Annotated in this window: 15 protein-coding genes; 10 read left to right on the forward strand and 5 right to left on the reverse strand. The window is 73.9% G+C overall.

Translation table 11 applies throughout. The features are described from left to right. Positions 1–101 precede the first annotated feature (101 nt). Entirely contained in the window at positions 102–1253 is a 1152-nt protein-coding gene (locus tag ACIA5F_RS19225) for a lipid-transfer protein (RefSeq protein ID WP_399354427.1), read from the reverse strand. Between the two features lie 115 nt (positions 1254–1368). Here ACIA5F_RS19225 and ACIA5F_RS19230 point away from each other — a divergent pair, with 115 nt between their 5' ends. Further along, complete coding sequence (locus ACIA5F_RS19230) at positions 1369–3084, forward strand: FadD3 family acyl-CoA ligase (protein WP_399354428.1); 1716 nt, start codon at positions 1369–1371, stop codon at positions 3082–3084. Here the strand turns inward: ACIA5F_RS19230 and ACIA5F_RS19235 are convergent. The 3 genes from ACIA5F_RS19235 to ACIA5F_RS19245 form a co-directional block, all read right to left on the reverse strand. Continuing rightward, positions 3056–3907 (reverse strand): class I SAM-dependent methyltransferase, encoded by an 852-nt coding sequence (locus ACIA5F_RS19235; protein ID WP_399354430.1) that lies wholly within the window; start codon positions 3905–3907, stop codon positions 3056–3058. The genes ACIA5F_RS19230 and ACIA5F_RS19235 overlap by 29 nt on opposite strands. A 256-nt stretch (positions 3908–4163) precedes the next feature. After that, complete coding sequence (locus tag ACIA5F_RS19240) at positions 4164–4361, reverse strand: hypothetical protein (protein ID WP_399354432.1); 198 nt, start codon at positions 4359–4361, stop codon at positions 4164–4166. A 228-nt stretch (positions 4362–4589) separates the two neighbouring features. Beyond that, on the reverse strand, positions 4590–7664 hold the full coding sequence (locus ACIA5F_RS19245) for an AfsR/SARP family transcriptional regulator (protein ID WP_399354434.1): 3075 nt from the start codon (positions 7662–7664) through the stop codon (positions 4590–4592). Positions 7665–8385: 721 nt separating this feature from the next. Here ACIA5F_RS19245 and ACIA5F_RS19250 point away from each other — a divergent pair. The 4 genes from ACIA5F_RS19250 to ACIA5F_RS19265 all read left to right on the forward strand — a co-directional run bounded on the left by ACIA5F_RS19250 (position 8386) and on the right by ACIA5F_RS19265 (position 11419). Then, positions 8386–9606 (forward strand): amidohydrolase family protein, encoded by a 1221-nt coding sequence (locus ACIA5F_RS19250; protein WP_399354436.1) that lies wholly within the window; start codon positions 8386–8388, stop codon positions 9604–9606. Between the two features lie 147 nt (positions 9607–9753). After that, a complete protein-coding gene (locus tag ACIA5F_RS19255; RefSeq protein ID WP_399354438.1) occupies positions 9754–9996 on the forward strand; it encodes a type II toxin-antitoxin system VapB family antitoxin in 243 nt (80 codons plus the stop codon). After that, positions 9993–10409 (forward strand): PIN domain nuclease, encoded by a 417-nt coding sequence (locus tag ACIA5F_RS19260; protein ID WP_399354440.1) that lies wholly within the window; start codon positions 9993–9995, stop codon positions 10407–10409. Before ACIA5F_RS19255 ends, ACIA5F_RS19260 begins: the two co-directional genes overlap by 4 nt. 119 nt (positions 10410–10528) lie before the next feature. Then, a complete protein-coding gene (locus tag ACIA5F_RS19265) occupies positions 10529–11419 on the forward strand; it encodes a trypsin-like serine peptidase (protein ID WP_399354442.1) in 891 nt (296 codons plus the stop codon). A 235-nt stretch (positions 11420–11654) separates the two neighbouring features. Here the strand turns inward: ACIA5F_RS19265 and ACIA5F_RS19270 are convergent, their stop codons facing one another. Further along, positions 11655–12197 (reverse strand): NUDIX hydrolase, encoded by a 543-nt coding sequence (locus ACIA5F_RS19270; protein WP_399354444.1) that lies wholly within the window; start codon positions 12195–12197, stop codon positions 11655–11657. 237 nt (positions 12198–12434) lie between these two features. Here ACIA5F_RS19270 and ACIA5F_RS19275 point away from each other — a divergent pair, with 237 nt between their 5' ends. From ACIA5F_RS19275 to ACIA5F_RS19295, 5 genes are all read left to right on the forward strand, one after another. Beyond that, entirely contained in the window at positions 12435–13274 is an 840-nt protein-coding gene (locus tag ACIA5F_RS19275; protein WP_399354445.1) for a L,D-transpeptidase family protein, read from the forward strand. A 195-nt stretch (positions 13275–13469) separates the two neighbouring features. Further along, entirely contained in the window at positions 13470–14597 is a 1128-nt protein-coding gene (locus tag ACIA5F_RS19280) for an LLM class flavin-dependent oxidoreductase (RefSeq protein WP_399354447.1), read from the forward strand. A gap of 124 nt (positions 14598–14721) precedes the next feature. After that, positions 14722–16461 (forward strand): amidohydrolase family protein, encoded by a 1740-nt coding sequence (locus ACIA5F_RS19285; RefSeq protein WP_399354449.1) that lies wholly within the window; start codon positions 14722–14724, stop codon positions 16459–16461. Further along, entirely contained in the window at positions 16458–17972 is a 1515-nt protein-coding gene (locus ACIA5F_RS19290) for an aldehyde dehydrogenase family protein (protein WP_399354451.1), read from the forward strand. The genes ACIA5F_RS19285 and ACIA5F_RS19290 overlap by 4 nt, the downstream gene beginning before the upstream one ends. Positions 17973–18288: 316 nt before the next feature. Continuing rightward, the gene (locus ACIA5F_RS19295; protein ID WP_399354453.1) at positions 18289–19908 is read left to right on the forward strand and encodes an APC family permease; all 1620 of its coding nucleotides are present in this window, start codon (positions 18289–18291) and stop codon (positions 19906–19908) included. Positions 19909–19934: the final 26 nt, after the last annotated feature.

A 19934-nucleotide genomic window follows, 5' to 3' on the forward strand; every position in this document is an offset into this window, starting at 1 on the left:
TCGGAGGCGGCGTCGGAGGCGGGGGTGGGGGTGTTCACGGGCGGCGGCTCTCCTCGGGCTCGGCGGGATCGGGGGCCCCGGCGCGGTTCGGCGGCACCGGGTCAGGTGCGCAGCAGGAGCGCGGAGGTCGGGACGCCTTCGCCCGCCGTCACCAGGCAGGTCGTGGCGTCGGGCACCTGGGCGGTGGAGGTGCCGCGCAACTGCTTGACGCCCTCGGTGATCAGGTTGAAGCCGTGGACGTACGCCTCGCTCAGCCCGCCGCCGCCCGTGTTGAGCGGGAGCCGGCCGCCCGTCTCCAGGGCGCCCCCCTCGGTGAAGGCGGCGCCCTCGCCGCGCCCGCAGAAGCCGTATCCCTCCAGCGACAGCGGGATCAGCGGGGTGAAGGCGTCGTAGATCTGGGCGACGTCCACGTCCCCGGGCCCGAAGTCGGCCCGCTTCCACAGGTGGCGGGCGGCCGTCCAGGCGGGCCCGGAGAGCGGGTCGTCGTTCCAGTAGTTGACCATCCCGTGGTGCTGCGGGGGCAGGCCCTGGGCGACGGAGTGCACGTAGACGGGTCTGCGGCGGCAGTCCCGGGCCCGCGCGGCGGAGACGATCACGCAGGCCAGGGCCCCGTCCGTCTCCAGGCAGTTGTCGAACAGGCAGAGCGGGTCGCTGATCATGCGGGAGGTCATGTACATCTCGCGGGTCAGCGGGCGTTCGTACATCAGGGCGGCGGGGTTCTCGTTGGCCCGGTTGCGGCAGGCCATCGCGACGTTGAGGAAGTGGTCGCGGGTGGCCCCGTACTCGTGCATGTAGCGGCGGGCCAGCATGCCGATCTCGTCGGCCGGGCGCAGCAGCCCGAAGGGGCGCGTCCACTGGCCGGGGGTGGGGAGCTGGGCGGTGGTGTTCCGCCACGGGCGCGGGCCGGAGCCGCGTTTGCGGGAGCGCCAGGCGACGCCGACCGTGGCCTGTCCGGTGGCGACGGCCGCCGCGAGGTGGCCGACGGTGGCGCAGGAACCGCCGCCGCCGTAGCCGGCCTTGGAGAAGAAGGTGACCTCGCCCGCGCCGATGGACTTGGCCACCTCGACCTCGTCGGTCTCCTCCATCGTGTACGAGGCGAAGGCGTCGACCTCGCCGGGGGCTATCCCCGCGTCGGCGAGGGCCGCCAGGACGGCGCGGCAGGCCAGTTCCTTCTCGGACTGCGGAAGTCGTTTCGCGAAAGCGGTCTGGCCGATGCCGACGATCGCCGTCGCGTCCTTGAGCGTTGCCGCCATTGCCGCCTCCCGGGGGTGCGCCGCTGCTGCGTCACTGCTGCGCCACTGCTGACAGCCGCGAAGGCTACCGTTAATCTGACGGATAGTCAGCTAGTGGTACTGGGGGAGGCGCACCATGAGCGGGACCGGGCACGGGAGCGGGCACGACAACGGGAACACGGGCACGGGCACGGACACGGACGCGGCCGGTCCAGCGGCCGGGTACGGGGACGGTGACGACCCCCGGGGCGACCTGCGCTGGGGCAGCATCCCGGGGCTGGTCCGGTCGGCGGCGGCGCGGTACGGCGGGCGCGAGGCCGTCGTCGACGGCCGGGTCCGGGTCGGTTACGCGCTCCTCGGCGAACAGGTCGAGCGCGCCGCCGCCGCCTGTCTCGCCGCCGGGATCGAGCCCGGTGACCGGGTCGCCGTCTGGGCCCCGAACACCCTGGAGTGGATCGTCTCCGCCCTCGGCGCCGTCTCGGCGGGCGCGGTGCTCGTCCCCCTCAACACCCGTTTCAAGGGCGCGGAAGCGGCGTACGTCCTACGGCACAGCAGGGCCCGGCTCCTCTTCGTCACCGGCACCTTCCTCGGCACCTCCTACGTCGCCTCCCTGCGCCGCGCCACCGGCAGCCCGGGGAGGGGGCCGGGCTCCGGCCCCCTCCCCGGGCTGCCGGACCTGGAACACGTCGTCGTCCTCGCCGAGGACGCCCCCGACTCCTTCCGCACCTGGAAGGAGTTCCTGGCCGCCGGTGACCGCGTACCGGCCGGGGCGGTCCGGGAACGCGCCGACGCCATACGCCCCGACGACCCCTCGGACATCATCTTCACCTCCGGCACCACCGGCAGCCCCAAGGGCGCCGTCATCAGCCACGCCCAGTCCCTGCGCTGCTACGCCGTCTGGAGCCGGCTCGCCGGACTGCGCGAGGGCGACCGCTACCTGATCGTGAACCCCTTCTTCCACACCTTCGGCTACAAGGCCGGAGTACTCGCCTGCCTCATGCACGGCGCCACGATGGTCCCCCAGTCCGTCTCCGGCACGGACACCGTCCTCGCCAACATCGCCGCCGAACGGATCTCCGTCCTCCCCGGGCCGCCCACCCTCCACCAGTCGCTCCTCGACCATCCCCACCGAGACCGCCACGACCTCTCCGCCCTGCGCCTGGTCGTCACGGGCGCGGCCGTGGTCCCGCTGCGGCTCGTCGAGCGGCTCCGGGGCGAGCTGCGCATCCCGACCGTGCTCACCGCGTACGGGCTCTCCGAGGCCGGGGGCATCGTCACCATGTGCCGCCGCGACGACCCGCCCGGGACCGTCGCGGCCACCTCGGGCCGGGCCGTCCCCGGCACCGAGGTACGGATCACCGGCCCGGACGGCGCGGCCCGGCCCGCCGGGACGGCGGGCGAGGTGTGGGTGCGCGGCCACCACGTCATGCGCGGCTACTTCGAGGACCCGGCCGGGACCGCCCGGGTGATCACCCCCGAGGGCTGGCTGCGCACCGGCGACGTCGGCGTCCTCGACGCGGACGGCAACCTGCGCATCACCGACCGGATCAAGGACATGTTCATCGTCGGCGGCTTCAACGCCTACCCCGCCGAGATCGAGCAGCTCCTCGGCCTGCACCCGGACATCGCCGACGTCGCGGTGGTCGGCATCCCGGACGCGCGCCTGGGCGAGGTCGGCAAGGTGTACGCGGTCCGCCGCCCCGGCTCCACCCTGACCGCGGACGACCTGATCGCCTGGTCCCGGCGGGAGATGGCCAACTACAAGGTCCCGCGCGCGGTGGAGTTCGTCACCGGCCTCCCGCGCAACGCGAGCGGCAAGGTGCTCAAGCGCGAACTCCGCTCCCGCCCCTGACCTCCGGACCCCTGACCTCCGGACCCCTGCCCCTCGGACCCCTGGCCCCCGGACCGTGCCCGTCCGGGCCCCCGTCCTCGCCCGCCCGGCGGGCCAGGACCAGCCGCCACCGCGGTGAACCGTCGGGCCGCCGGCCGAACCGTTCCAGCGGCACGGTCTCCACCGTGAACCCGGCCGCCCGCAGGTCGGCCCGGACACCGCCCAGCGGGAAGGTGCGGTAGTACATGACGAACGGGGGCCGCCACACCGCGTTGCGCACCCGCATGGCCGCGTCGAAGCCCGCCAGCACCCACCAGAGCCGGGAGAACGCGGGCGGCGGGGCGCCGATGGGGAAGGCGAACAGTCCGCCGGGGCGCAGCGCGCGGTGGACCTCCGCGAAGAGGGCGGGTCGCTCGGCCGGCAGGAAGTGACCGAAGGCGCCGAAACTCACCGCCAGGTCGTACGCGCCCCCGAGCCCGGACGGGAGCGCCCGCGCGTCGGCCCGTACGAAGTCGGCCCGGACCGGGCCCGCCTGCGCCGGACCTGCGTGGACGTGCGCGGCGCGGGCCAGCATGCCCGCGCTGAGGTCCACCCCGGTCACCCGCTCCCGGCACAGGCGGCGGAGCATCCCGGTCGCGGCGCCCGTACCGCAGCAGAGGTCGAGCCCGGCGCCGAAGCCGCCCTCCCGCCGGGCGAGGACCTCCTCGACGGCGTCGAGCAGGGAGTCCGGGGTCCGGAACGGCGTGTGGTCGAAGGCGGGTGCCAGCAGGTCGTACCCGCGCTCGACCGAGGAGAGTGCCTGCACGGCGAGTTCGCGGAGCCCGGGCCCCTGGGAGGTGAACACGCTCCCAGCCTAGATCGTGCCTTCGGAGCGACCGGACGGCCGGACGAAATGACCGGACGGACGACCGGACAGACGACTTGTCCGGACCGTCACGGGAACACATCGCGAGAACACGAACACGAGAACACGGACACGAGAAGCACGAGAACACCTACGGCAGAACACGTACGGCGGTCGCGGTGGTCCCCCTCCTGGCCACCGCGACCGCCGTTCCCCCGCTCCCCCGTTGTTCCCCCGTGGTCTGTGACGCCCGTCGTTACGGGCGCGGGCCGGACGCGTGGTTGTCCAGCGTCCGTATCTCCTCGGCCGGAGCCGAGAGGTCCGGTGTGCCCAGCGGGTTGCCGCCGGGAGTGTGGCCGTCCAACGGTTTGATCTCGATGCCCGAAGCATGGTTGTCGAAGGGCCTGATGTCGCCCTCGTTCGTCAGGGTGTTCTCGTTCGTCGTCGTCGTCATCGGATCTCCTGATGGATGTGTCGAGCCCGTTCGGCGATTCCCCCGTGGATCGCCGAACGGGTAGTCCTCACAACCGACTCGCCTGCTCCCCCCGGTGCGGCGAGTCGATGCACTCATCCTGGCGCGGCCCGATAAACGAACGATGAACGTCCCGTCAATCACCTCCGGCACGGTCCGTCAGAGGCACTCAGAGGCACTCAGAAGGCCGTCAGAGGCCGCCGGGGGACGTCACGCCGGGATCTCGGACGCCAACAGGGCCCTTACCTCGTCGAGTTCGGAGGAACCGAGCTGGGCGAAGACGGTCTCCGCGTCCCGCCAGCACGCCCGCGCCCGGTCGGTCTGGCCCAGGGCCCGCAGCGCCTTGCCCAGGACGGTCAGCACCGTGGCCCGGCGCCACTCCCCGCCGATGCCGCGCAGCGCGATGGCCTGTTCCGCGTGCGAGGCCGCCAGCGTGGGCCGGTGCGCGGCCAGATGGGCCTCGGCGAGCCGGAAGTGGGTCACGCCCTCCCACAGAGGCTGCCGGTTGTCGTGGAAGAGCGACAGGGCCTCGGTGAGCTGCGCGAGGGCCTCCCCGAGCCGGCCGGCCTGGGTGAGCGCGATGCCCAGCGCGTACCGGCCGTTGGCCAGGCGCAGGGTCAGGCCCATCCGGTCGTACACGGCGATGCCCCGCTGGGCGAGGTCTATGGCGCTGGTGAGGCGGCCCAGTTCCACGTGGATGCGGGAGAGGTTGCACAGCGCGCTGGCCTCGCCGACGTGGTTGCCGTCGGCCCGGAAGTTCTCGATGGCCTCCCGCAGGTACCGCTCGCCGTCCGCGTACCGGCCCTGGTAGAGGGCGATGATCCCGCGGTCGTTGGGCGCCCAGCAGCTCGGCAGCGGGTCGCCCGCCGCGCGGGCGAGCGCCATGGCCCGGCTGGCCTCGTCGTCGGCCTCGGTGAAGCGGCCCGCGACCAGGTGGACGTTGGTGAGCGTGGTGCGGGCCCGGCCCTCGGCGTACGGGTCCCCGGCGGCGTGCGCGGCGTCGCGCAGGGCCACGGCGGCCGACTCGTACTGCTTGGAGTTGGCCCCGGACTCGGCGAGGTCCTTGGCCGCCCAGAGCAGGTCCACGGCCCGCCGCAGGACATCGGCCCGCCCGGACGGGCTGCCGGACGGGCCGCCGGACGTACGGGCGCCCGCGCCGCCGCCCGCGCCGCCGGACGCACGGGGAGCCGTACGGACGGACGCCTGCCGGACGCAGGCCAGCAGCGGGTCCGCCTCCGCGTACAGCCAGTCCAGGGCGGCCCCGGCCTCGGCGAAGGCCAGCCCGGGGTAGCGGGTGGCGCAGAGGTGCGCGACGAGCCGGTCACCGGGGCGTTCCAGCGCGTACACCCCGGAGGCGGTGGCCAGGTAGAAGTCCAGCAGCCGGTCCAGGGCGGCCGAGCGCCCGCCCGGCTGCTCGTCCCGCTCGGCGCACGCACGCGCGTAGAGCCGTACGAGGTCGTGGAAGCGGTAGCGGCCGGGGGCGGCCGATTCGAGGAGGGAGCAGTCGACCAAAGCTTCGAGGAGGTCCTCGGTGTCGTGCTCGGGCAGGTCGAGGACGGCGGCTGCCGCGTGCAGCGAGATGTCCGGCCCGTCGGCGAGGCCCAGGAGGCGGAAGGCGCGCTGCTGGGCCGGTTCGAGCTGCCCGTAACCCAGTTCGAAGGTGGCCTTGACAGCGAGGTCGCCGGCCTGGAGCTCGTCCAGGCGGCGGCGCTCGTCGGCGAGTTTGGCGGCGAGGACGGAGACGGTCCAGGTGCGGCGGGCGGCGAGGCGGCAGGCGGCGATGCGGATGGCGAGCGGCAGGAAACCGCAGGCGCCGACGACGGCGAGGGCGGCCTGCCGCTCGGTGCCGACCCGCTCGGCCCCGACGATCCGGGTGAACAGTTGCAGGGCCTCGTCGGGGCTCATCACGTCGAGGTCGACGAGGTGCGCCCCGGCGAGGCCGGCCATCCGGACCCGGCTGGTGACGAGGGCGGCGCAGCCCGCGGTGCCGGGCAGCAGCGGACGCACCTGGGCGGCGTCGCGGGCGTTGTCGAGCAGGACCAGGACGCGGCGGCCGTCGAGGACGGAGCGGTAGAGCGCGGCGCGGTCGGCGGGGGAGTCGGGGATGTCGGTGTCGGGGGTGCCCAGCGCCCGCAGGAAGGAGCCGAGGACGGCCTCGGGCTCGGCGGGACTGACCCCGGTGCCCTGGAGGTCGGCGTAGAGCTGGCCGTCGGGGAAGTGCGGGCGGGCGGCGTGCGCGACGTGCACGGCGAGGGTGGTCTTGCCGACGCCGCCGATGCCGGCGAGCGCGGAGACGGCCATGACCTGGGCCTCGGCCCCGGAGAGGATGGCGGCGAGCTCGTCCACGAAGCTGGTGCGGCCGGTGAAGTCGGGCACGGTGGCGGGCAGTTGGGCGGGCTTGCGGTGGACGGCCGCGGCGGCCGGGGCGGCTTCCTCGACGCGGGCCAGGTCGGCGTCGGCGCACAGGATGCGCTGCTGGAGCGAGGAGAGCTCGGGGCGCGGGTCGACGCCGAGTTCGTCGGCGAGGAGGCGCCGGGTGTCGGCGTAGACGGCGAGGGCCTCGGCCTGCCGGCCGCTGCGGTAGAGGGCGAGCATCAGCAGCTCGCGTAGGCGTTCGCGCAGCGGGTGGGCGGCGGTGAGGGCGGTGAGTTCGGAGACGGCCCCGGCGTGGTGGCCGACCTCCAGATCGAGGTCGAGCCGGGTCTCCAGGAGCTGGAGGCGCCACTCGACGAGCCGGATGCGCTCGGTGGCGGCGGCCGGGCCGGGGACTCCGGCGAGGGGCTCGCCGTCCCACAGGTCCAGCGCGCGGGCGAGCAGCGTACGGGCGCGGGCGCGGTCCCCGGCGGCGCGGGCCCGTTCGGCGTCGGCGGCGAGGTCGCGGGCGACGCAGAGGTCGAGGGTGGCGGCGGAGCGCAGGCGGACGGCGTAGCCGCCGGACTCGGTGACGAGCAGCCCGGGATCGAGGACCTTGCGCAGCCGGGAGGCGTACGTCCGGATGGTGGCGAGGGCCTGCTGCGGCGGGTCCTCGCCCCAGATGGCGTCGATGAGTTCGGGCGCGGTGGCGGTGCGGCCGTCGCAGAGCAGGAGCACGGCGAGCAGGGCGCGCTGCTGGGGCGTCCCGGAGGGCAGCGGCTCGGCTCCGCGCCAGGCCCGGATGGGCCCGAGGACGGAGAACCGTGACCCGGCGGCGGCGGACGCGTCGGGGCTCTCCCCGCCGGGTGCGGCGGGGGTGGTGAGGGCGGCGGGTGCGGCGGGTGCGGACGGTGTGCCGGGTGTGGTGGGCATGGTTTCGGGGGTGCCAGGGGTGCCAGGGGCTTCGGGAGTCCCTGGGGTGGCCAGGGCGACTGGGGTGGCTGGAGCGGCCGGGGTGTGGGGAGTGGCTGAGGTCAGTGGGGCCCCGGGGGCAGGCGGGGCTGCCAGGGCTCCGGTGACGACCGGGCCTGCCGGGCCCACTGGGCTGGTCGGGGCCACTGGTCCCACCGGGCCCACCGGTGCTCCCGGGCCCCCTGCGACGGCTGGTGTTCCCGGGCCCTCCGGGCCCCCCGCGGCGGCCCCGGCGTCCGGCGCCGCCGTCCCGCTCTCGGGAGTGATGGTCCCGGCTCCGGCCGTGGCGGCCTTCGCTCCGGGCGCCGGGGTCGAGGGGGCGGGCCGGGCTGCCTCGGGGTGGTTCCGCTGGTGCGGGATGGCCGGTACGCCGTCCATCTGTCGTCCCCCCTGCCTTCCGTCGGTGTCAGGGCCAGTCTGCCCTGTTCCGCACCAGGGCGTCAGCCCGTGGCGGACCGGGCGCCTCCCAACCGGGCCGTCCCTCGCGGCTCTTGCCCCGCCCGCCCGCCCGCGCCGACCGGCACCGCACCTCGCCGGGCTGCCGGAGCGCCCGAGCACGTCCAGTGCGCGGGCGCGCCTCCGCCTTGCGGGGCACCGCACCGGCCGGCGCGGGCCCGACCGGCATGATCCGGAAGAAACGGCCTAGCTGACGCCTCGTCAGATCGGCGCTACCGTGAGGGACATGGAGACCTTTCCGAAGATCATCTCGGTGGATGACCACACGGTGGAGCCCCCGCGCGTCTGGCAGGACCGGCTCCCGTCCAAATATCGCGAGAGCGGCCCCCGTGTCGTCCGCGCGCCCCTGAAGGAGATGACCTTCCTCGGCGGCAGGTTCGCCCCGGTCATGGGTGCCAAGGGCGACGACGGCCCGGTCGGCGACTGGTGGGTCTACGAGGACCTGTGCCGCCCGCTCACCCGCCTCGACACCGCCGTCGGCTACAGCCGCGACGAGATCCGGCTCGAAGTCATCACCTACGAGCAGATGCGCCCGGGGTCCTTCTCCGTTCCCGAGCGCCTCGCCGACATGGACGTCAACCACGTCCAGTCGGCGCTGTGCTTCCCGACCTTCCCCCGCTTCTGCGGCCAGACCTTCACCGAGGCCAAGGACCGCGAGCTGGGCCTGCTCGGCGTCCGCGCGTACAACGACTGGATGGTGGAGGAGTGGTGCGGGCCGGACGCGCACGGCCGGCTGATCCCCCTCACCCTCGTCCCCCTGTGGGACGCCCGTCTGGCGGCGGCGGAGGTCCGGCGGAACGCGGCGCGGGGGGTCCGGGCGGTGGCCTTCTCGGAGATCCCGCCGCACCTGGGCCTGCCGTCGGTGCACACCGACGCGTGGGACCCCTTCCTGGAGGCGTGCGACGAGACCGGCACCGTCATCGCCATGCACATCGGCTCGTCCAGCAAGATGCCCTCGACCTCGGCGGACGCCCCGCCCGCCGTCGGCTCCACCATCACCTTCGCCAACTGCTGCTTCTCGATGGTCGACTGGCTGATGAGCGGCAAGTTCGAACGCTTCCCCCGCCTGCGGGTCATGTACGCGGAGGGCCAGATCGGCTGGATTCCGTACATCCTGGAACGGGCCGACGTGGTGTGGCAGGAGAACCGCGGCTGGGGCGGCGTCGCGGACAAGGTCCACCGTCCGCCGTCCGAGCTGTTCGCGGAGCACGTCTACGGGTGCTTCTTCGACGACGCCTTCGGTCTGCGGAACCTGGACGCGATCGGGGCGGGCAACGTCCTCTACGAGACGGACTACCCCCACTCGGACTCGACCTGGCCGAACTCCCGCGCGGTCGGCGAGTCCCAGATGGCCCACCTGGCCCCGGACGTGGTGGACCGCATCGTGCGCGGCAACGCGATCGACCTCCTCGGCCTGACCCCGGACGGCCTCTGGCCGGGCCCGTAGCCGGGGGCGGGACGGCGGTGCCGGGTAACGGGCCGGTGCCGGTGACGGCCGCTGTCGCCGCAGAAGCGATATCTCTTGAGGTCGATCTTGATATCGTTGAGGGGAGGGCGAAGAGGGTCAGAGCGTCCCGTGCCCAGGAGGTCCGCCATGGCCAGAACCGTCATCGACGTGGACGACGCCCTGCTGGGTGAGGCCGCCGAGATCTTCGGGACGAAGACGAAGGTGGCCACGGTGAACGCGGCCCTCGCGGATGTGGTCAAGCGGCGCAAGCGCGAGGCGTTCCTCACCCGGCTCGCCGAGGGGCGGCTGCCGGGCCTCACCGGCCCGGCAGCCCCCGCCGAGGCCCTGCCCGTGCCCCCGGCCGGGCCGGGGCAGGACGTGGCGGCGTGAGCACGCGTTTCCTCATCGACAAGTCCGCCCTCGCCCGCTACCCCCGGCCGGCGGTGCGGGCGGTGCTCGACCCCCTGCACACTTCGGGCGTGCTGGCGCTGTGCGGCGCGGTCGAACTCGAAGTCCTGTACAGCGCCAGAAGCCGGACCGAAGCAGAGGAGATCCGCGAGGAACTGCGCGGCTTCGACCGGCTGCCCACCCCCGACGAGGCGTGGGAGCGGGCGGCGGAGGTGCAGACGCGGCTCATCGGGGCGGGGACCTGGAAGGCGGTCTCCGTGCCGGACCTGGTGATCGCGGCGACCGCCGAACGGCACGGGGCGACCGTCCTGCACTACGACGGTGACTACGACCTGATCGCCGACGTCACCGGCCAGCCCGTGCGCTGGGTGGTGCCGAGGGGTACTGCGGACTGACCCGTCCGTGCCCGGTCCGTGGGCCCGTCCGGGCCGTCCGGGGCCGGGCGACGGGTCGGTCTTGCGACCCGTGGGGCGGGCGGGGCATGCTTCGCCGGGGCAGAGGCGGAAGGATCATCATGCCGGTGGACAAGCGGACCCTCGTGACGGCCGTGCTGTGCGCGGCGGCGGCGCTGGGCGCCTCCGCGGTCATGACCAAGGTGGTGCCGGTGCCCGAGGGGGCCCCGGCCGTACGGGCGAAGGCGGCAGGGGGGCCGTCGGGGGCGCCGGGGTCGGCCGGGCCGTCGGCCGGGCCGCCCCGGACCCGGGAGGCCAGGCCCCAGCTCTCGTCCTCGCCCGGGAGCCCCGTCCCGACCTCCGCGCCCCCGGCGCCCGGCGGGCCGGTGCCCGGCGGGCCCGCGGCCTTCACCGGGGCCCTGTTCACGGGTGGCCTGGAGGGCGGCCACTTCTGCACGGCCACGGTCGTACGGAGCCCCGGCCGCGACCTCGTCGTCACCGCCGGGCACTGCCTGCTCGCCGGGGACCAGGGCGAGGGGGGCGCGGTGTTCGTGCCCGGGTACGCGAACGGCACGGCCCCCTACGGCACGTGGAAGCTGGAAGAGGTCTTCGAGGACCCCCGGTGGGCCGAGTCCACCGACGACGCCTACGACCTCGCCTTCGCCCGGCTCGCCCCGGACGCCTCCGGCCGCCGGATCGAGGACGTCACCGGCGGCGCCGTGCTGGACACCGGTGGCCGCGCGGGCGAGGAGGTCACCGTCACCGGCTACCCCGCCGACCGCAAGGTGCCCCGCACCTGCACGGCCGTCGCGGTCCGGCAGGGCCCCGGGGAGCAGCGCTTCGACTGCGCCGACTTCCCCGCCGGGACGAGCGGCAGCGCCTGGATCGCCCGGGACGGGAAGATCATCGGGGTGCTGACCGGCGGGGACACCGACGACGTGTCCACGAGCCCGGTCCTCGGCCCCTGGGCGGCGGAACTCTACTCCCGCGCCACCGCCGGAGGCCGTCGCTAGTGCTGTGACCGGAAAGGTTTGCCGGTAGGCCCGCGGCGTCCGGTGCGACTGCGTTCGCTGCGCTCACTTCGTCTCGGCTCTTGCCTTGATCCTTCGGATGCCGAGCGCATCGCAAGGCGGAGGGTCACGGCTTGTACTGGACGTACTTGCGTGGTCCGACAACGCGGCGAGGCGCCGTGCCGGGCGTCGAGGGCCGGTGAACCTTTCCGGTCACAGCACTAGTGCCGCGTCGGCACTAGCCCCGGCTCTGCCGGTCCTTCCGGCGCGGGGTCGCCGAGGTGATGCCCCGCCACGCCCTGCGGACCGGTCCCGGCGGCGGTCCCGGCGTCTGGGGCCGGTGGGGGATCAGGCCCAGGTGGACCGGACCGGCCGGGGCGTCCGAGAGGAGGTCCGGCAGGCGGGGTGGCCACAGGGGCTCGCCGAGGGCGGCCAGCCGCTGCGGGGTGAGCCACCGCCAGTGGATGCCGGGCGATTCCGGGACCGGGTCGCGGTGCGGTCCGGCGGTGACGTAGATGTGCTCGTGCTGGCGGACCGGTATGCCCTGGTGGGTGAAGTCGTGTTCCCAGGTGCACAGCAGCCGGCCCGGTGCGAGATCGGTCCACCCGGTCTCCTCGCGCAGCTCGCGCCGCACGCACTCCTCGGGGGTCTCGCCGGGGTCGATGCCCCCGCCGGGCGGCAGCCAGTGGATGCCGACCTCCACGTTGTTCTCGCGGAAGAGGAACACGGAGCCGGAGGGGGAGACGATGACAACGCGCGCCGCACGGCGTGGAGTTCGCATCAGATCAGCGTACGACCGGGGCGCCACGGGGTGTGAGGGCCGCGCGGGGGCCAGCTGTGCGGGCCCCTCCGGGCGCGCGGTCGCCTGTACCCCGGGTGCACCTGGTTCCCCTCGCGCCACACCCGTCCCCGCCGCCACCCGTCCCCGGACCCCGCCCCCCTGCTCTCCCGACACAGGATCGCCGTGGACCGGGGTGAAAACGGAGAAATCGGGGCATGTCTGTGTACGGTCGGGCCGATGAGCAAGCACGCCCGCCCGGGTTCCCGCCCCCTCTCCCGCGTCCGCCGGTCCCGGCACGCGTCCCGGCACGCGCGCCGCGCGCCGGACCGGGCGGCCCTCGTGGCCGCCTCCTGCCTGCTGGCCCTCGGGGCCTGCTGGGCGTACACCGTCCAGCACGCGCCCGGCCCGGACGCCGCCCTGGCCCGCGCCTCCGACGACCGGCCGCCCCCGGACCCCGGCCGCGCCGCGCGCGGGGACCGCCGGGACGGGCTCCAGGGCCTGACCGGCATCAGCGAGCGGACCCGGGCCCGGATTCCCGCAGGCTCCCGCCAGCTCGTCCTGGTCCTCGGCAGGGCGAAGGACTCCTCGGAGGCCACCGCGGCCCTCTACACCCGCCCCGCGCCCGGCGCCGACTGGGTCCGCGCCGGGAGCTGGCCCGCCCGCAACGGCGCCAGGGGCTGGTCCACGGAGCGCGCGTACGGCGACCTGACCTCCCCGGAGGGCGTGTTCGCGCTCACCGACGCGGGCGGCCTGCTGCCCGCGCCGCCCGGCACCCGGCTCCCGTACGACGAGAACGGCTCCTTCGTCGCCTCGGGGCGCGGGGTGAACGGCGAGTCCCTGGCGGGCTCCTTCGACCACGTCGTCGCCATCGGCTACAACCGCCGCCCCGGGACCTCCCCGCTCGACCCGGTCAGGCCGGACGGCGAGGGCAGGGGCGGCGGCATCTGGCTCCACGTGGACCACGGCGGCCCCTCCCAGGGCTGCGTCGGCGTCCCGAAGGCAGCCATGCGGACCGTCCTGGAGACCCTCGACCCGGCGGCGGAGCCGGTCATCGTGATGGGCCCGCAGGGCTTCTGACCCCGGGCCGCCCCGCCCCGCCGCCCCCCCCGCCCCGCCGGCGCCCCGCCCCCGCCCGTCCGCCCCGCCCCCGCCCGTCCGCCCCGCCCCCGCCTGCCCGGCGCCGTACCGGGTATTGACGCTCCCGCCCCGCGGTGGAACAGTCGGTCCATCGAATCTGACGGAACGTCAGAAACAGAAGGACGGTGAACTCCCTTGGAATTCGGGCTCTTCGTGCAGGGGTACGTACCGCAGGCGCGGTCGCGGGTCGATCCCGGGGCGGAGCACAAGGCGCTGATGGAGGAGACCGAGTACGTCATCCAGGCCGACCGGTCCGGTTTCAAGTACGCGTGGGCCTCCGAGCACCACTTCCTGGAGGAGTACTCGCACCTGTCGGCGAACGAGGTGTTCCTCGGCTACCTCGCCCACGCCACCGAGCGCATCCACCTCGGCTCCGGCATCTTCAACCCGCTCGCCCCGGTGAACCACCCGGTCAAGGTGGCCGAGAAGGTCACCATGCTCGACCACCTCTCCCGGGGCCGCTTCGAGTTCGGCACCGGCCGGGGCGCGGGCAGCCACGAGATCCTCGGCTTCCTGCCCGGCATCGAGGACATGAACCACACCAAGGAGATGTGGGAGGAGACCATCGCCGAGTTCCCCAAGATGTTCCTCCAGGAGGAGTACGAGGGGTTCTCGGGCAAGCACTGGTCGCTCCCGCCGCGCAAGATCTTCCCCAAGCCGTACGGCAAGGCGCACCCGGCCATGTGGTACGCCGCCGGCTCGCCCTCCTCCTACGCCATGGCGGCCCGCAAGGGCCTGGGGGTGCTCGGGTTCAGCGTGCAGAAGGTCTCGGACATGTCCTGGGTGCTGGAGCAGTACAAGACGGCGATCCAGGAGGCGAAGGCCATCGGGGCGTTCGTCAACGACAACGTCATGGTCACCTCGACCGCGATCTGCGCCGAGACCCACGACAAGGCCGTCGAGATCGCCGCGGGCGGCGGCCTCAACCGCCTCCAGTCGCTCGTCTTCCGCTACCACGACACCTTCCCGCGCCCCGAGGGCGTCCCGGAGTGGCCGGAGCTGCTCCCGGAGTACAGCGCGGAGATCATCGAGCTGCTGATCGCCGAGGAGCTGCTGATCTGCGGGGACCCGTCCGAGGTGCTCCAGCAGTGCAGGCGGTGGGAGGCGGCCGGGGCGGACCAGCTCTCCTTCGGCCTGCCCATCGGCGTCTCCCGCGAGGACACGCTCACCAGCATCCGGCTCATCGGCGAGCACGTCATCCCGGAGATCGACACCGACCCGGTGCACCGGACGACCCGCTTCCGCGAGGCCGCGGGCCAGTAGCGCCGGGGGCCAGTAGCACCGGGGCCCGCGCCGGTGGCTCCGCAGCCCCGCCCCGCACCCCGCCCCGCACCCCGCCCCGCACCTCGCACCGCGCCCCGCACGGCAGCCCAGGAGGGGAACCGTCATGCTCGACCACCTCATGCGCGCAGCGACCGTCGTGGACGGGACGGGCGCCCCCGCGTTCACCGCCGACGTCGGGCTGCGGGGCGGCCGGATCGCCGTCGTCGCCCCGCCCGGCACCGTCACCGAGGCGGCCCGGACCGCCGAGGACGCCTCCGGTCTCGTGCTGGCCCCCGGCTTCGTCGACCCGCACACCCACTACGACGCCCAGCTCTTCTGGGACCCGTACGCCACGCCCTCCATGCACCACGGCGTGACCACCGTCGCGGGCGGGAACTGCGGTTTCACCCTGGCCCCCCTGAACCCGGCGCGGCCCGGGGACGCCGACTACACGCGCCGGATGATGAGCAGGGTCGAGGGGATGTCCCTCCGGGCCCTCGAAGAGGGGGTCGACTGGGGCTGGTCCACCTTCGGCGAGTACCTGGACGCGCTGGAGGGCCGGATCGCCGTCAACGCGGGCTTCATGGTCGGCCACTGCGCCCTGCGCCGGCACGTGATGGGCGAGGCGGCCACCGGCGGGCAGCCCACCCCCGGGCAGCTGCGGGAGATGACCCTCCTCCTCCACGGGGCCATGGACGCGGGCGCCTGGGGCCTGTCGACCACCCAGTCCGCCACCCACTCCGACGGCGCGGGCGCGCCCGTCGCCTCCCGGCACGCCCGCCCGGCCGAGCTGATCGCCCTGGCCGGGGCGGTCGGCGAGCACGAGGGCACCCAGCTCGAAGCGATCGTCGCGGGCTGCCTCGACCAGTTCTCCGACGAGGAGGGCGACCTCCTCGTCGCGATGAGCGCCGCCGCGGGCAGGCCGCTGAACTGGAACGTCCTCACCATCGACGCCGCCGTCCCGGAGCGGGTGCCGCGCCAGCTGGCCGTGAGCGCGCGGGCGCGCGCGGCGGGCGGGCGGGTCGTCGCGCTGACGATGCCGATCCTCACCCCCATGAACATGTCGCTCGGCACCTTCTGCGCGCTCAACCTGATCCCCGGCTGGGGCGAGGTCCTCGGCCTGCCCGTCCCCGAGCGGATCGCCCGGCTGCGCGACCCGTCGGTCCGGGCGGAGCTGCTCCGGCGCGCCGGGAGCAAGGAGGCCGGGGTCTTCCGGCGCCTCGCCGACTTCGGGCGCTATGTCATCGGTGACACCTACAGCAAGGAGAACGCGGGCCTCTCCGGCCGGGTCGTGCGCGACCTCGCGGCCGAACGCGGGCAGGACCCCTTCCACTGCCTGGTGGAGATCTGCGCCGGGGACGGACTGCGTACGGTGCTCTGGCCGATGCCCACCGACAACGACCCGGCGAGCTGGACCCTGCGGCAGGAGACCTGGCTCCACGAGGACGTCCTGCTGGGCGGCTCCGACGCGGGCGCGCACCTGGACCGCATGTGCGGGGCCCCGTACACGACCCGGTTCCTCGGAGACTGCCTGCGCGGGCGCCGGCTCGTCCCGCTGGAACGGGCGGTACGGATGCTCACCGACGACCCGGCGCGCCTCTTCGGGCTGCGCGGGCGCGGCCGGATCACCGAGGGCTTCCACGCGGACCTGGTCCTCTTCGACCCGGAGCGGATCGACGCGGGCCCGGCCCGGCTCGTCCACGACCTGCCCGGCGACAGCCCCCGGCTGGACGCGCGCGCCCTCGGCGTCGTCTCGGTACGGGTCAACGGCGTCGAGACGGTCCGTGACGGCGAGGTGACCGGGGCCGTCCCGGGCACCGTGCTCCGCTCGGGCCGGGACACCAGGACGGTGAGCACCCGATGAGCGGTGAGCACCCGTCGAGCACGGAGGCCGGGCAGCGGCTCTACATCGGCGGCGAGTGGGTGGAGCCGGACGGCGGCCACTACGCGGTGGTGAACCCGGCGGACGAGTCGGTGGTGGGGCTCGCCCCCGAGGCTTCGTGCGCCCAGGTCGAGGAGGCGGCCCGCGCGGCGGCCGAGGCGTTCGAGGGCTGGTCCCGGACGGCGCCCGAGGAGCGCGCGGCGGTGCTGGACCGGGCGGCGGACGTGATGCGGCGGGAGTTCGAGCCCTGGTCGGCCCTGGCGCGGGCGGAGACGGGCGCGCCGCCCGCGATCGCCCGGGGTATGCAGCTGGGGGTGGGGATCTCCCGCTTCCGGCGGTACGCCAGGGGCGCCCTGGAACCGGTGGAGCGGGGGTTCGTGCCCCAGGTGACGGAGGCGGGCCCGATGGGGAGGGCGGCCGTCCTGGGCGCGCTGGAGGCGCGCCGGCCGGTCGGCGTGGTCGCCTGCGTCACCTCGTACAACAACCCGTGGGCCAACCCGGCGGGCAAGGTGGCCCCGGCGCTGGCCATGGGCAACACGGTGGTGGTCAAACCGGCCCCGCAGGACCCGCTGTCGGTGTTCCGGATGGCGCGGGCGCTCCACGAGGCGGGCGTTCCGGCGGGGGTGGTGAACGTGGTGGGCGGCGAGGCGGTGGCGGTCGGTGAGGCGGCGGTGGCCTCCCCGTACGTGGACATGGTCTCCTTCACCGGGTCCACGGGCGTCGGGCTGCGCATCGCGGAGGTCTGCGGCCGGTCGATGAAGCGCCAGTTGATGGAGCTGGGCGGCAAGGGCGCGGCGGTCGTCTTCGAGGACGCCGACCTGGACGCGGCGGTGGCGGGGATCGGGACGACCTTCTCCTTCTACAGCGGCCAGATCTGCACCGCCCCGACCCGGGTCCTCGTCCACCGGGCCGTCCACGACCGGCTGGTCGCGAAGCTGACCGCCTACCTGGGCTTCATGAAGGTCGGCGACCCGTCGGCCCCGGGCACGGTGGTCGGCCCGGTGATCTCGGCGGCGCACCGGGACCGGGTGGAGGCGTACGTCGCGCTGGGGCGCAAGGAGGGCGCGCGCGTCGCGTACGGCGGCGAGCGGCCCGTGGTGAACGCCCCGGCGGGCTCCCCGGGGAGTTCCCGGGGGAAGGGGTTCTACGTGGCGCCCACGCTGCTGGTGGACTGCGCGAACGACATGCGCGTGGTCCGGGAGGAGATCTTCGGCCCGGTCGTCGTGGTCGTCGCCTTCGACGGCGGTGAGGACGAGGCGGTGGCCCTCGCCAACGACAGCGACTTCGGGCTGCTGAGCTACGTCTGGTCCGGGGACGTGGCGCGCGCCTTCCGCGTGGCGCGGCGGCTGCGGGCGGGCGGGGTGGGCGTGAACACGGTCGGGCGCCACATGGAGGCGCCCTTCGGGGGCTTCAAACGGTCGGGGGTCGGCCGGGACGTGGGCTCGTACGCCCTGCACGCGTACAGCGAGACGCAGGCGATCGTGTGGGGGTGAAGGGTGAAGGGTGAAGAGTGAAGGGTGGAGCGGTACGGCCGGGCGGTGGCTGTGGGAGGTGCCAGGGCGGCGCCAGGGCGGTGGCCGAAAAAATTCCACGGGAAAGTTTGAAACCCGTTAAAACGGACATGGCTGCGATTTCCGTATGACGAAAACAAAGGCCCGATGCCACCGGAACAGCGACCGGCGGGTCTGTGAACCTTTCATTACGTGATCGTCAACTCTCCCGGCCTCAAGAATCAAGGAATTCCGGACCGCCCAGATCCGGACTTCAGCCATCCAGATGTGGAAATCGCAGGGTCTACCGTCCTGTTGCATGACTCAGCTGGACGCCCGGCCTCAGGTCGGAGACACGGTAAGCGGCGTCGCCGGCGACGGAGACGACGACGGCGACGACGGCGACGACGGCGTCCGCGGCAAGGGCCTCGGCAAGGGCTCCGTCGGTCTGATGGGAAGCGCCGTCATCGGCATTTCCACCGTCGCCCCCGTCTACTGCCTCACCTCGACCCTCGGCTCCACCGCCGGTGAGGTCGGCGTCCAGATGCCGGCGGTCTTCCTGGCCGGTTTCCTGCCCATGCTGCTCGTCGCCTTCGCCTACCGCGAGCTCAACAGGGCCATGCCCGACTGCGGCACCTCCTTCACCTGGACGGTGAAGGCGTTCGGCCCCCGGATCGGCTGGATGTGCGGCTGGGGCCTGGTGATCGCCACGATCATCGTCCTGTCCAACCTGGCCGGAGTCGCCACCTCCTACTTCTGGCTGCTGGCCGGCGAGATCACCGGGAACCCGGCGATCGCCGCCCTGGACGACAACAAGCTCGTCCACATCTCCACCTGCCTGACGCTGATCGCCGTCGCGACCGCCATCAGCTACCGCGGCATGACGGCCACCAAGGGCGTCCAGTACACGCTGGTCGGCCTCCAGCTCGCCGTGCTCGCCCTCTTCGTCGCCATGGCCCTGCAGAAGGCGTCCACCGGCTCCTTCGGCAGCGGATCTTTCGGCAGCGGCTCCTTCGAAACGGGCCTGGACTTCTCCTGGCAGTGGCTGAACCCCTTCGCGATCGAGTCCATGGCCGCCTTCACCGCCGGACTCTCGCTCTCGATCTTCATGTACTGGGGCTGGGACGCCTGCCTGGCCACCAACGAGGAGACCACCGGCTCCACCCGGACCCCCGGCCGGGCCTCGCTGATCGCGATGGTCGTCCTGGTCGGCTCCTACCTGGCCACCGGCATCGCCGCGCAGATGGCCGTGGGCACCTCCGCCACCGGCCTGGGCCTGGGCAACCCGGAGACCTCCGACAACGTCTTCGCGGCCCTCGCCGGCCCGGTGATGGGCCCGCTGCTGGGCATCCTGCTCTTCGTCGCCGTACTGGCCTCCGCCACCGCCTCCCTCCAGACCACCTTCATCCCGGTGGCCCGCACGGTCCTCGCGATGTCCACGTACGAGGCCCTGCCGCCCTCCTACGCCAAGGTCCACCCCCGGTTCAGGACCCCCGGCCGCGCCACCGTCATGGCGGGCATCGCCACCGGCGCCTTCTACACGGTGATGACCCTGGTCAGCGAGAACGTCCTGACCGACACGATCTTCGCGCTCGGCCTGATGATCTGCTTCTACTACTCGCTGACGGCCTTCGCCTGCGCCTGGTACTTCCGCGGCGACCTGCGCCGCTCCACCCGCGACCTCTTCTTCAAGGGCGTCTTCCCCGTCCTGGGCGGGCTGCTGCTGGCCGCCGTCTTCGGCAAGACCCTGATCGACATGTGGGACCCGTCCTACGGCTCCGGCTCCACCGTCCTCGGCGTCGGCAGCGTCTTCGTCATCGGCGTCGGCCTGCTGGCCCTCGGCCTCGTCGTCATGCTGGTCACCGAACGCCGCAGCCCCGCCTTCTTCCGCGGCGAGGTCCTGACGAAGTCCACCCCGGCCCTGGTGGTCCAGGACTGACGGCCTCCCGAAAGCCGGGGCATCAC

The sequence above is a fragment of the Streptomyces sp. NPDC051567 genome, assembly GCF_044454165.1.
Classification (GTDB): Bacteria; Actinomycetota; Actinomycetes; order Streptomycetales; family Streptomycetaceae; genus Streptomyces.

What these genes read in the sequence shown, in the direction of transcription:
- ACIA5F_RS19275 (WP_399354445.1), top strand. Translation starts at nt 12,435, where the DNA reads ATGAGCAAGCACGCCCGCCCGGGTTCCCGCCCCCTCTCCCGCGTCCGC.
- ACIA5F_RS19290 (WP_399354451.1), top strand. Translation starts at nt 16,458, where the DNA reads ATGAGCGGTGAGCACCCGTCGAGCACGGAGGCCGGGCAGCGGCTCTAC.
- ACIA5F_RS19255 (WP_399354438.1), top strand. Translation starts at nt 9,754, where the DNA reads ATGGCCAGAACCGTCATCGACGTGGACGACGCCCTGCTGGGTGAGGCC.
- ACIA5F_RS19230 (WP_399354428.1), top strand. Translation starts at nt 1,369, where the DNA reads ATGAGCGGGACCGGGCACGGGAGCGGGCACGACAACGGGAACACGGGC.
- ACIA5F_RS19245 (WP_399354434.1), bottom strand. Translation starts at nt 7,664, where the DNA reads ATGCCCACCACACCCGGCACACCGTCCGCACCCGCCGCACCCGCCGCC.
- ACIA5F_RS19265 (WP_399354442.1), top strand. Translation starts at nt 10,529, where the DNA reads ATGCCGGTGGACAAGCGGACCCTCGTGACGGCCGTGCTGTGCGCGGCG.
- ACIA5F_RS19295 (WP_399354453.1), top strand. Translation starts at nt 18,289, where the DNA reads ATGACTCAGCTGGACGCCCGGCCTCAGGTCGGAGACACGGTAAGCGGC.
- ACIA5F_RS19240 (WP_399354432.1), bottom strand. Translation starts at nt 4,361, where the DNA reads ATGACGACGACGACGAACGAGAACACCCTGACGAACGAGGGCGACATC.
- ACIA5F_RS19285 (WP_399354449.1), top strand. Translation starts at nt 14,722, where the DNA reads ATGCTCGACCACCTCATGCGCGCAGCGACCGTCGTGGACGGGACGGGC.
- ACIA5F_RS19225 (WP_399354427.1), bottom strand. Translation starts at nt 1,253, where the DNA reads ATGGCGGCAACGCTCAAGGACGCGACGGCGATCGTCGGCATCGGCCAG.
- ACIA5F_RS19250 (WP_399354436.1), top strand. Translation starts at nt 8,386, where the DNA reads ATGGAGACCTTTCCGAAGATCATCTCGGTGGATGACCACACGGTGGAG.
- ACIA5F_RS19270 (WP_399354444.1), bottom strand. Translation starts at nt 12,197, where the DNA reads ATGCGAACTCCACGCCGTGCGGCGCGCGTTGTCATCGTCTCCCCCTCC.